Origin of the sequence: Bacillus sp. FSL M7-0558 (genome assembly GCF_038003245.1) — a bacterium.
GTDB classification, from domain to species: Bacteria; Bacillota; Bacilli; order Bacillales; family Bacillaceae; genus Bacillus; species Bacillus pumilus.
In genome coordinates, this window is sequence record NZ_JBBOOU010000001.1 from 47,582 (window position 1) to 60,018 (window position 12,437).

A 12,437-nucleotide genomic window follows, 5' to 3' on the forward strand; every position below is an offset into this window, starting at 1 on the left:
CCTAAATTAGACAATTGTAAATCTGGAGATAGATTTAATACGACAATATTCGACAAAATGTCGACAGGTTTGTCGTTTTTTTCGAAAAACTCATCTTTTTCGATCATTTCATCTTGTTCTATGTATATATGCTTGATCTTAAAGGCTAAGATGGTATCATAGAGAAAGCACAAGTGCAAAATTTAATAAATGGATCTAACACATTTTCATGTAATGATGATAACCGCTCTCGTCCATTGGGCGGGAGTTTTTGACATTTACACACACGCAGGAGGTTCCAACATGCCGGAAAAGAAAAAAACGTTCTATCTGACAACACCTATTTACTATCCGAGCGGAAAATTACATATTGGACATGCTTATACGACAGTAGCAGGGGATGCTATGGCTCGTTATAAACGTCTTCAAGGCTATGATGTGATGTATTTAACGGGTACAGATGAGCACGGACAAAAAATTCAGCAAAAAGCTGAAGAACAAAACATCACACCGATCGAATATTTAGATCCTGTCGTAGCAGACATTCAATCACTATGGAAGAAACTCGACATTTCCAATGATGATTTCATCCGTACAACAGAAAAAAGACATACGAAAATCATTGAGCAAGTATTTCAAAAGCTGCTTGATCAAGGCGATATTTATTTAGACCAATATGAAGGCTGGTACAGTATTCCTGATGAGACATTCTATACGGAAACACAGCTTGTGGATGTTGAGCGGAATGAAAAAGGAGAAGTCACTGGCGGGAAAAGCCCTGACAGCGGACATCCTGTCGAATTAATTAAAGAGGAATCATATTTCTTCCGTATGAGTAAGTATGCGGATCGTTTACTAGACTATTACGAAAAGAATCCAACGTTCATTCAGCCTGAATCAAGAAAGAATGAAATGATCAATAACTTCATCAAACCAGGTTTAGAGGATCTAGCTGTATCAAGAACAACCTTTGACTGGGGAATTAAAGTTCCAAACAATCCAAAGCACGTCATCTATGTATGGATTGATGCGTTGTTCAACTATTTAACTGCGATTGGTTACGGTACTGATCAGGATGAAAAATATAAAAAATATTGGCCTGCCAACGTGCACCTCGTAGGGAAAGAAATTGTTCGTTTTCATACGATTTATTGGCCAATTATGCTGATGGCACTCGATCTGCCGCTGCCGAAACAAATTTTCGCACACGGCTGGCTGTTGATGAAAGATGGTAAGATGTCTAAATCAAAAGGGAACGTAGTAGATCCGGTCACATTAATAGATCGCTACGGTCTTGATGCCCTTCGTTATTACCTCCTTCGTGAAGTACCATTTGGTGCGGATGGTGTGTTTACACCAGAAGGATTCGTGGAACGTGTAAACTATGACCTTGCCAATGACTTAGGTAACTTGCTTAACCGTACAGTTGCGATGGTTCAAAAATATTTTGACGGTACATTAAGCAGCTATAAGGGTCCAGTTAATGAGTTTGATGAGGAGCTTAAAGCAGTAGCTGAGCAAACAGTCAAAGCCTATGAAGAAGCGATGGAAAACCTTGAATTCTCTGTGGCTCTTTCAAATGTTTGGACATTAATCAGCAGAACCAATAAATATATTGACCAGACAGCTCCTTGGGTGCTGGCAAAGGATGAAACAAAACGAAAAGAGCTGCATTCTGTCATGTATCATTTAGCAGAATCACTCCGCATCACAGCAGTGCTCTTAACGCCTTTCCTAACGAAAACACCTGAGAAAATTTTCTTCCAGCTTGGCATTGAAGAAGAGAAGCTTAAAAGCTGGGATAGCATTCTATCTTTCGGTGCGATTCAACAAGCGACGGTACAAAAAGGCGAGCCTTTGTTCCCGCGTTTAGAGGTTGAAGAAGAAGTAGCATATATTAAAGAGAAAATGCAGGGAAGTGCACCAAAGGTAGAAGAAGAGAAAGTAGAAATAGAAGAAACAGAATTACCTGAGCTAGGAGCAGAAATTGCTTTTGATGATTTCTCAAAAGTTGATCTTCGAGTCGCACAGGTACTGGAAGCAGCCCCAGTGAAAAAAGCAGATCGTCTCTTAAAGCTGCAGCTTGATTTTGGATTTGAAAAGAGACAAATTGTTTCGGGGATAGCCAAGCATTATCAACCTGAGGAATTAGTAGGGAAGAAGCTCGTCTGTGTAGCAAATCTCACACCAGTTAAACTCAGAGGGGAAATTTCCCAGGGAATGATTTTAACTGGAGAAACTAGCGGGAAATTGCAGGTTCTTGAAGTGGATCAATCTCTAGCAAATGGAACAAAAATTTTATAAATCAACAAAGGTGTTCCACGTGTAACATTTCGTCGAACACCTTTTGTTTTTTAGAAGAATTGTCGAAAGGAGCAATCAACGATGTTATTTGATACACATGCCCACTTAAATGCGGAACAATATAATGAAGACTTAGAGCAGGTGATCGAAAGAGCGAAGAGTGAAAAAGTCGAAAAAATCGTAGTGGTAGGGTTTGACCGCCCGACAATTACGAGAGCAATGGAATTAATTGAAGAGTATGATTTCATCTATGCAGCCATTGGCTGGCACCCAGTCGACGCCATCGATATGACAGATGAAGATTTGCTGTGGATCAAAGAATTATCTCAACATGAAAAAGTCGTTGCAATTGGAGAAATGGGTCTCGATTACTATTGGGACAAGTCGCCAAAAGATGTGCAAAAAGAAGTCTTTAGACGTCAAATTGCTCTTGCGAAGGAAGTGAATCTTCCGATCATTATTCATAATCGTGACGCAACGGAAGATGTCGTGACGATCTTAAAGGAAGAGGGAGCGGCTGAAGTTGGAGGGATTATGCATTGCTTTACTGGCAGCCTAGAAATCGCAAAAGCGTGTATGGATATGAACTTTTATATTTCATTCGGTGGACCCGTGACATTTAAAAATGCCAAAAAACCGAAGGAAGTTGTCAAAGACATACCAAGTGACCGACTTTTGATTGAAACAGACTGCCCATACTTAACACCAGCGCCATTTAGAGGAAAACGCAACGAGCCAAGTTATGTGAAATATATCGCAGAACAAATTGCGGAGTTACGAGAAATAAGCTTTGAAGAGCTTGCTGAATTGACCACAAAAAATGCGAAAAAAGTTTTCGGTATAAACTGACAGTATATGATGTCAATCCTTGTTTAAGCTTGTCCATTTGTGAAACATAACGAAAATGTTCTACACGTTTACGCCTCTTCATAGGATAAGTTGTCGATAAGTCTTTCTTCCCTTCCTTCCATTAATCTCCCATAATAGGGTTACAATCGAGCATTTTTGTACAGTGGGTGGAAGGGTTGACAGGTTTTGAGATACTCTATATAATCTCTCCGAGGAGAAGGAGGCGTTTTTCATCGTACAAAAAATGAAAAATCTGTTTTCTGTTAAGCTAGGAAAAGGCAAGGTTTTATTACTAGTTGTTTGCTTGCTTTTAGCTGGAACTGGGACGGCTTACGGTGCGCATGAGCTCACTAAGCAGTCTATTACCATTTCAATCAATGGTAAAGAGAAGACAATTCGTACACATGAAGAGACAGTAGCACAGCTGTTTTCAGACCTTGGAATAAAGACCAAGGCGGAGGATCATATCTCTCCAAGTCTAAATACAAAGATTGAAGACAACATGAACATTGTGTATGATGCGGCTATACCGGTTCATCTGACCCTAGATGGGAAAGAGAAAACGATATGGACAACAGATCAGACGGTTGGAGCATTATTGAAGAATGAGAAGATAGATATTGGGAAGCACGATCAAGTAACTCCAGGAAAGAATAACAAGATTAAAAAGGATATGGATCTTGTGGTTGAGCAGGCCTTCCAGGTCAGCGTAAATGATGGAGGAAAAGAGAAAAAAGTGTGGACCACTTCGACTACGGTCGCTGACTTTTTAAAGCAACAAGAGCTGAAGCTCAAGAAGCACGATAAGATCAAACCTGCGTTACATAGTCACATTTCTAATAAAAGCGCAGATATCCAGATCACTCGGGTGGAAAAAGTCACCGATGTAGTGGAAGAGAAAATTGCTTTTGATACCAAACATAAAAAGGATCGTTCTCTTGAAAAAGGAAAAGAGAAGGTGCTTAAAAAAGGTGAAGAAGGTAAATTGAAGAAGCACTATGCCATTGTGAAAGAAAACGGCAAAGTGGTGTCTAAAGAATTGATTAAAGAAGTGACTGAAAAAGATAGCAAGGATCGTTTAGTGGCCATTGGTACACAAGAGTCCCAAAAAGAGCCTAAAGCGACACCTGCCGTTTCAAGAAGCAATGAATCGTCAGGAAAAGAATTTTATGTGGCATCGACAGCCTATACAGCGAGCTGTGCTGGATGTACGGGCAGAACGTCAACTGGCTATAATTTAAAATCAAATCCAGGTGCAAAGGTCATAGCAGTTGATCCGAGTGTCATTCCGCTAGGCTCTAAAGTGTATGTGGAAGGCTATGGATATGCCGTTGCATCAGACACTGGATCTGCTATAAAAGGAAATAAAATTGATGTGTTCGTCCCAAATAAGTCGGCAGCTTATCAATGGGGAAATAAACGAGTGAAAATTAGAGTACTCAAATAAACACATCAAATCATTTATATGAACAGAGGGCTTTGCGCACCCTCTGTTTTTTTGGTTATAATAGAAGCACTGTTTTCTAATTAATTAGACGCAAAAACAGCAAGAAAGGTTTCATTTTTTAACCAAAAATTGTTTATTGTTTTTGCAAGCGGAGGAATACATGAAAATCAAAGAAATCATTGTGGTGGAAGGTCGTGACGACACTGCGAGAGTGAAGATGGCAGTTGATGCAGATACGATCGAAACAAACGGATCAGCCATTGGCGATACAGTTATTCAACAAGTGCGTCTTGCTCAGGAGACGAGAGGGGTCATTATTTTAACTGATCCTGATTTCCCTGGGGAGAAGATCCGGAAAACCATCGCAGAAGCGGTTCCTGGCTGTAAGCACGCATTTTTGCCAAAACATCTTGCGAAGGCGAAGCGGGACAAAGGAATTGGTGTCGAGCATGCTTCCTTGGACAGTATTCGGGAATGCCTTGCCCATGTCCATGAGGAAATGGAAGTAACGGAAAGTGACATTACATTAGATGACTTATTTGACGCAGGCCTAATCGGAGGCGAATCATCGAAACGCCGCAGAGAACGACTAGGTGTGCTATTAAATATAGGATATACCAATGCGAAGCAGCTGCATAAGCGCCTTCACATGTTCCAAATAACCAAACATGATTTTATTGCGGCCTTAAAGACCGTCATGCAGGAGGAAGCCGATGAATAAAGATATAGCGACACCCATCAGAACGAAGGAAATACTGAAGAAATACGGTTTCTCTTTTAAAAAGAGCTTAGGGCAGAACTTTTTAATTGATACAAATATACTCGATCGTATTGTCGATCACGCAGAGGTGACGGATGAGACCGGCGTGATTGAGATTGGGCCTGGTATCGGTGCATTGACCGAGCAGCTCGCTAAGCGTGCAAAGAAAGTCACTGCTTTTGAAATCGATCAGCGGTTATTGCCCATTTTAAACGATACACTTTCTCCATATGATAATGTTACGATCATTCATCAAGACGTATTAAAGGCAGATGTGGGAAAGGTCATCGAGGAAAACTTTGCTGACTGTAAAGAAGTGATGGTTGTCGCCAACCTTCCGTATTACGTGACGACACCGATTATTATGAAGCTGCTTGAAGAAAACCTTCCATTGAAAGGGATTGTAGTCATGCTGCAAAAAGAAGTAGCAGATCGTATGGCCGCTGTCCCTTCATCAAAGGAATACAATTCGCTGTCTATCGCAGTTCAATACTATACGGAAGCGAAAACGGTGATGGTTGTGCCTAAAACGGTTTTCGTTCCACAGCCAAATGTCGATTCGGCTGTGATCAAGCTGACCGTTCGTGAAACGCCTGCTGTCTCAGTAGAAAATGATGAGTTTTTCTTTCAATTGATCCGTGCGAGCTTTGGTCAGCGCCGAAAAACATTGATGAATAATCTCATGAACAACTTACCTGATGGAAAGCAACATAAAGCGATCATTGAAGAAGCACTTCAAACAGCAGACATTGATGGAAAGCGCCGCGGCGAGTCATTATCCATTGAGGAATTTGCCCGTTTGGCGAATGTTTTACAAAAAGCCCTGTCTTAAGGGCTTTTTTCTTTTGTTTTTCACCACTTCGTTTGTTCGGGCATAGGCTAGAAAGAACAGCACCATGAAAGACGAACATATTTAGCGCAAGACGATACCAACAGGATATGAGCCTGATTGTGGAGTGAAAAGCATGCAATTTCAAATAGGAGATATGGTGACAAGGGCATCCTATCAAATGGATATTTTGTTTCGAATTATTCGAATTGATGAGACCGATCAGCACGAAGCCACCGCCATATTGCATGGGAATGAAGTGAGGCTGATTGCTGATGCCAAGTTGTCAGATCTCGTCAAGGTTCAAAAAGAGGAACAGCTGACTAGAGAGAAAAATGACGAAAGAAAAATCAATGAATCGCTCGATTTACTAAGACAGGATTATCAGCTGCTGCGGGAAAAACAAGAGTATTATACTTCTGGACAATATCAGCATCAGGAGCAGTATTTTCACATGCCTGGAAAGGTCCTTCATTTAGATGGAGATGCTTCATACTTAAAGAAATGCTTAGATGTATATGAACGAATTGGTGTACCTGTGTATGGGGTGCATTGCCATGAGAAGAAAATGCCAAGCATGATTGACTCGTTAATTGATCAATATCGGCCAGATATATTGGTTATCACAGGACATGATGCGTATTCCAAGCAAAAGGGCGGCGTACATGATATCAGTGCATATCGTCATTCTCGGCATTTCGTTGAAACGGTTCAAAAAGCCAGACGGAAAATCCCTCATTTAGATCAGCTTGTGATCTTTGCTGGTGCCTGTCAATCTCATTTCGAATCATTGATCCAAGCAGGTGCCAATTTTGCGAGCTCGCCTTCCCGTGTGAATATCCATGCGCTCGACCCCGTCTATATCGTTGCGAAGATCAGCTTCACTCCATTTGTAGATCGAATCAACGTGTGGGATGTGCTCCGAAATACATTAACAAGAGAAAAAGGGCTCGGAGGCATCGAGACGAAGGGTGTTCTAAGGGTAGGTATGCCATATAAAAGAGATCATGAATCGACATAACCCGACTGATTTCAGTCTGGTTTTTTTTATGTTCAAAAAGAAATTGCAAAAGGATACATAATTCACCGGAAATTGAGAAAAATAGGGAGGAGAAAAGGTAGAAGTTTGTCAAAATTATTTTGTTGACAATGGCTCGTGTTCGTTGATATAATTTAATTTTTATTTGACAAAAACGGGCCGTTGTTGTATAATTATCTCAGTGAGGTGGATGCAATGGCGAAGACTTTGTCCGACATCAAAAGATCGCTTGATGGTAACTTAGGTAAACGTTTGACGTTAAAGGCTAACGGGGGCCGCCGTAAAACAATTGAGCGTTCGGGCATTTTAGCTGAAACGTACCCTTCTGTATTTGTGATTCAATTAGATCAAGATGAGAATTCGTTTGAAAGAGTTTCTTATAGTTATGCAGATATACTGACTGAGACGGTCGAATTAACGTTCGATGATACCGCTAGCTCAGTCGCCTATTAATGGGCAGTGAACTTTTTGTTTACTGCTTTTTGTTTTGCCTTTTTTTCTGAATGGGAGTCTGTCCATTTTTTGAAAGGGGTAAAAGAAAGGGTTCGATACAAAATAAGAAAGCCACACAAGCGGTGGCACTGATTCGAATTCTCGACTAAAGGGGCTGTTTCGTTTGGGTAGACGCCGAGGCATTATGTCAGATGAGTTCAAATACGAGCTGGCGAAGGATCTTGGATTTTATGATACCGTCAAAAATGGAGGCTGGGGAGAGATTCGTGCGCGTGACGCAGGTAATATGGTCAAACGTGCCATTGAATTAGCTCAACAGCACATGGCTCAGGATGAGAATCAACGATAGAAAAACGGTCAGGGATACCTCGGGTGTCTCTGGCTTTTTTTGATGAAAAAGTCAGTGTGCTCAGCGTAAAAGCCTATATTCATCAGATCCATCAAATGTGATACAATATTGATACTTATGTTTAGATGGAGAAGTAGGTGAAATGTTTGCGTATTTTAGAAAAAGCACCGGCGAAAATTAATCTCTCACTTGATGTTCATGGAAAAAGACCGGATGGATATCACGAAGTGGAGATGGTGATGACAACAATAGACCTTGCAGATCGACTTGAGCTGACGGAGCTGGACAAGGATGAAATCCGTGTATCATCTCATAATCGATTCGTGCCAGATGACCAGCGTAATTTGGCTTATCAGGCGGCTAAATTACTTAAAACAAGGTTCGGTATTCAAAAAGGTGTATCCATTGTCATCACAAAAACAATTCCAGTCGCAGCAGGGTTAGCTGGAGGCAGCAGTGATGCAGCAGCAGCACTTCGCGGCTTAAATCGTTTGTGGAAGTTAAACCTCACGTTAGATGAACTAGCTGAGCTTGGAGCGGAGATCGGCTCAGATGTGTCCTTTTGTGTACACGGAGGCACAGCACTAGCGACAGGACGTGGAGAAAAGCTGCAGCATATTGCGACACCGCCGCATTGCTGGGTGATTTTAGCGAAGCCGGTGATTGGGGTATCTACAGCTGAAGTCTATAGACAATATGACGCAAGCAAAGTAGAACACCCGAATGTAAAGCGTATGATTGAAGCGATTGAAGCGAAAGATTATAAAGAGATGTGCGGCTCACTCGGAAATGTTCTAGAGTCTGTGACATTAAAGATGTATCCAGAAGTAGATATGATCAAAAGACAGATGAAGCGTTTCGGTGCTGACGCTGTTTTAATGAGTGGAAGCGGCCCTACAGTATTTGGCTTGATTCAATATGAATCGAAGGTACAAAGAATATATAACGGACTGAGAGGATTTTGTGATCAAGTATACGCTGTCCGCATGATCGGCGAACAAAATGCCCTTGATTAAATCCGTATATTAAGTTATATTTATCATAAATTATTCGGGTTCTGGGGGTAAGTTCATGAAGTTTCGTCGAAGCGGCAGATTGGTGGACTTAACAAATTATTTGTTAGCCCACCCGCACGTACTAGTACCGTTAACTTTTTTTGCAGAAAGATATCAATCTGCGAAGTCCTCCATTAGTGAAGACTTAACGATTATCAAACAGACCTTCGAACAGCAGGGAATAGGCACGTTGCTTACTGTACCTGGTGCTGCTGGCGGAGTGAAATATATTCCGAAGATTCACCTAAAAGAAGCAGACGACGTGGTAAACGATATCGGAGAAGCTCTATCGACTCCTGAACGTGTACTTCCTGGCGGTTATTTATATTTAACCGATGTTTTAGGGAATCCTTCAATCCTTGCGAAAATCGGTAAGCTATTTGCGACCATCTTTGCAGATCGTGCGATTGATGTCGTCATGACTGTTGCGACAAAGGGTATTCCTATTGCCTATTCTGTTGCGGGTTATTTAAATGTGCCGGTTGTGATCGTTAGAAAAGATAATAAAGTAACTGAGGGATCAACTGTAAGTATTAACTACGCGTCAGGTTCGTCTAATCGAATTCAAACCATGTCACTTGCAAAGCGGAGCTTAGATAAAGGATCCAATGTCCTGATCATTGATGACTTTATGAAAGCTGGCGGAACCATTAACGGCATGGTGAATTTGCTTGAGGAATTTAATGCAAATGTTGCAGGGATTGGTGTTCTTTTAGAAGATGAAGGCGTAGATGAACGTCTCGTTGATGAGTATGTATCGCTTTTAAAGCTTTCAACCATTGATATGAAGCAGAAGATCATTGAGATCAATGAAGGCAATTTCCACGAGTTTTTTCATTCGAAAGCTTAAGCATTGATAAACATGTAGTTGAATGGGAGAGATTGATATGACAAAAGTTGTTCAAACCAAACATGCACCAGCAGCCATTGGACCTTACTCTCAAGGGATTATTGTCAATAACATGTTTTACAGCTCCGGGCAGATTCCATTAACGGCAGCTGGAGACTTTGTAAATGGAGATATTAAAGAACAAACTCATCAAGTGTTCCGTAATCTTAAGGCCGTACTTGAAGCAGCAGGTGCTTCCTTTGAAACAGTCGTGAAAGCAACAGTTTTTATCAAAGATATGGAACAATTCGCAGAAGTAAATGAAGTGTACGGTGAGTATTTCCATACACATAAGCCAGCTCGTTCTTGTGTGGAAGTGGCAAGACTTCCTAAGGATGCACTCGTAGAAATTGAAGTGATTGCATTAGTAAAGTAAACAGGCAATCGTAACGAAAGCCGTTTGGTTTCATCATATGCAGGAAAAGACATCATCATGATGTCTTTTTTTCGCGCAGAGAATGTAAGCGCCGTCACTAAAATGACAAAAAATGTATAAATATCCCGATATTTCAAAAAAAGTTTAAAAAAAGAGCAGGAGAATCACCACAATCGTTGAATACCTAAGTAATGCTTTTATATTGGGAAAAGGTGGTGAACTACTGTGGAAGTTACTGACGTAAGATTACGCCGCGTGAATACCGATGGTCGCATGAGGGCGATTGCATCCATCACGCTGGACCACGAATTTGTTGTTCATGATATTCGTGTGATTGATGGAAACAATGGCTTGTTTGTTGCAATGCCTAGCAAACGCACGCCTGATGGAGAGTTTCGCGACATTGCACATCCAATTAATTCAGGTACTCGGGGAAAAATCCAAGATGCTGTATTAAATGAATATCATCGCTTAGGCGAAGAGGAAGAGACAATTGAATATGAAGAAGCTGGAGCTTCTTAATGATACGTTAACCTAAAAAGGCAGCTTTAAGAGAAAATGGATGTTTTCTTTTAAATGCTGTCTTTTTTGCGTTTTTCCTCATGTGTCTTATATGTTTCATCCGTTAGAAAAATATTGTACTTCCTCATGTATCCTTGAAATCAGTCCTTATTTAGGATATATTTTTCTATGGATAATAGGGATATTGGAGGCCAATCAATGGATAAGCGGTTCGCAGTGATTTTAGCAGCGGGAAAAGGAACGAGAATGAAGTCAAAGCTATACAAAGTACTTCATCCAGTTTGCGGAAAGCCAATGGTCGAGCATGTGGCAGATGAAGCGTTAAAGCTTTCTTTAGCCAAGCTAGTGACGATTGTCGGTCATGGAGCAGAGAACGTCAAAGAGCAGCTTGGAGACAGAAGTGAGTATGCACTTCAAGAAGAACAGCTGGGAACAGCACATGCCGTCAAGCAAGCAAAGTCGTTCCTTGCGCAGGAAAAGGGAACAACCATTGTCATTTGTGGTGATACGCCATTATTGACAGCGGAAACAATGGAAGCTATGTTGAGCGAGCATCAAAAACATCAAGCGAAAGTCACTATTTTAACAGCACATGCGGATGACCCGACAGGTTATGGTCGTATTATTCGTGACGAAACCGGTGCTGTCGTGAAAATTGTGGAGCATAAAGATGCGAATGATGCGGAACGTCAAGTGAATGAAATTAATACAGGGACTTATTGTTTTTCAAATGAAGATCTCTTCCGTGTGATTGAGCAAGTGTCGAATGAAAATGCACAGGGCGAATACTATTTGCCAGATGTCATTGAAATTTTAAAGAATGAAGGACAAACGGTTGCAGCATATCAAACACCGCATTTTGAAGAAACACTTGGAGTCAATGATCGTATCGCTCTATCACAAGCAGAGCAATTCATGAAGCGACGTATTAATCATCAGCATATGAAGAATGGTGTGACCTTGATTGATCCTGAGAACACGTATATTTCACCTGATGCAGTGATCGGTGAAGATACAATGATTTATCCTGGGACGGTCATCAAAGGGAATGTGAAAATCGGTGCAGACGCCACTATTGGGCCAAACACTGAAATTGTTGACAGCATCATCGGAGACCGCACAGTGATTAAGCAATCTGTCGTCTGCGATAGTGAGGTTGGAGTCGATGTGACAATTGGGCCGTTTGCTCATATTCGCCCGTTGTCGAAAATTGGCGATGAAGTGAAGATCGGGAATTTTGTCGAAATCAAGAAAACGGTTTTCGGTGACCGCAGCAAAGCATCTCATCTAAGCTATATTGGAGATGCAGAGGTCGGAACTGATGTAAACCTTGGCTGTGGATCTATTACAGTCAACTATGATGGGAAGAACAAATTCTTAACGAAGATTGAAGATGGCGCTTTTATTGGCTGTAATTCTAATCTCGTGGCACCAGTCACTGTCGGAAAAGGGGCATATGTTGCAGCTGGTTCAACGGTTACAGAAGATGTACCGCAGGATGCATTGTCTATTGCTAGAGCAAGACAAGTCAATAAAGAAGATTATGTGAAAAATATTCATAAAAAATAATCCAAATACCCGGAGGT

Annotated in this window: 13 protein-coding genes; all 13 read left to right on the top strand. The window is 41.2% G+C overall.

The annotated features are described in order from the left end of the window. Window positions 1–282: 282 nt before the first annotated feature. The 13 genes from metG (at window position 283) to glmU (ending at window position 12,420) form a co-directional block, all read left to right on the top strand. Window positions 283–2,283, top strand: a complete 2,001-nt coding sequence (metG, locus tag MHB79_RS00260; protein ID WP_065097666.1) for a methionine--tRNA ligase — start codon at window positions 283–285, stop codon at window positions 2,281–2,283. 81 nt (window positions 2,284–2,364) lie between these two features. Next, the gene (locus MHB79_RS00265) at window positions 2,365–3,132 is read left to right on the top strand and encodes a TatD family hydrolase (RefSeq protein ID WP_050945797.1); all 768 of its coding nucleotides are present in this window, start codon (window positions 2,365–2,367) and stop codon (window positions 3,130–3,132) included. A 244-nt stretch (window positions 3,133–3,376) separates the two neighbouring features. Continuing rightward, entirely contained in the window at window positions 3,377–4,579 is a 1,203-nt protein-coding gene (locus tag MHB79_RS00270) for a G5 and 3D domain-containing protein (RefSeq protein ID WP_284907842.1), read from the top strand. A gap of 160 nt (window positions 4,580–4,739) precedes the next feature. Continuing rightward, window positions 4,740–5,300, top strand: coding sequence for a ribonuclease M5 (rnmV, locus tag MHB79_RS00275; RefSeq protein ID WP_012008650.1), 561 nt, complete (start codon window positions 4,740–4,742; stop codon window positions 5,298–5,300). After that, on the top strand, window positions 5,293–6,171 hold the full coding sequence (rsmA, locus tag MHB79_RS00280; RefSeq protein ID WP_251191533.1) for a 16S rRNA (adenine(1518)-N(6)/adenine(1519)-N(6))-dimethyltransferase RsmA: 879 nt from the start codon (window positions 5,293–5,295) through the stop codon (window positions 6,169–6,171). Before rnmV ends, rsmA begins: the two co-directional genes overlap by 8 nt. A gap of 133 nt (window positions 6,172–6,304) precedes the next feature. Next, window positions 6,305–7,189, top strand: coding sequence for a sporulation peptidase YabG (gene yabG / locus MHB79_RS00285; RefSeq protein WP_034620903.1), 885 nt, complete (start codon window positions 6,305–6,307; stop codon window positions 7,187–7,189). A gap of 213 nt (window positions 7,190–7,402) precedes the next feature. Then, complete coding sequence (veg, locus tag MHB79_RS00290; RefSeq protein WP_003217979.1) at window positions 7,403–7,660, top strand: biofilm formation stimulator Veg; 258 nt, start codon at window positions 7,403–7,405, stop codon at window positions 7,658–7,660. Window positions 7,661–7,823: 163 nt separating this feature from the next. After that, window positions 7,824–8,009 (top strand): small, acid-soluble spore protein, alpha/beta type, encoded by a 186-nt coding sequence (locus MHB79_RS00295; protein WP_012008653.1) that lies wholly within the window; start codon window positions 7,824–7,826, stop codon window positions 8,007–8,009. Window positions 8,010–8,155: 146 nt separating this feature from the next. Beyond that, window positions 8,156–9,025 carry a 4-(cytidine 5'-diphospho)-2-C-methyl-D-erythritol kinase gene (gene ispE / locus MHB79_RS00300; protein ID WP_034620899.1) on the top strand — a complete coding sequence of 290 codons (870 nt, stop codon included), beginning with the start codon at window positions 8,156–8,158 and terminating at the stop codon, window positions 9,023–9,025. A gap of 55 nt (window positions 9,026–9,080) precedes the next feature. Further along, on the top strand, window positions 9,081–9,914 hold the full coding sequence (purR, locus tag MHB79_RS00305) for a pur operon repressor (protein WP_003217919.1): 834 nt from the start codon (window positions 9,081–9,083) through the stop codon (window positions 9,912–9,914). Between the two features lie 37 nt (window positions 9,915–9,951). Beyond that, entirely contained in the window at window positions 9,952–10,329 is a 378-nt protein-coding gene (gene ridA / locus MHB79_RS00310) for a 2-iminobutanoate/2-iminopropanoate deaminase (RefSeq protein ID WP_003217959.1), read from the top strand. A 225-nt stretch (window positions 10,330–10,554) separates the two neighbouring features. Next, window positions 10,555–10,851 carry a septation regulator SpoVG gene (spoVG, locus tag MHB79_RS00315; RefSeq protein WP_034324487.1) on the top strand — a complete coding sequence of 99 codons (297 nt, stop codon included), beginning with the start codon at window positions 10,555–10,557 and terminating at the stop codon, window positions 10,849–10,851. A 198-nt stretch (window positions 10,852–11,049) separates the two neighbouring features. Continuing rightward, entirely contained in the window at window positions 11,050–12,420 is a 1,371-nt protein-coding gene (glmU, locus tag MHB79_RS00320) for a bifunctional UDP-N-acetylglucosamine diphosphorylase/glucosamine-1-phosphate N-acetyltransferase GlmU (protein WP_003217924.1), read from the top strand. Window positions 12,421–12,437: the final 17 nt, after the last annotated feature.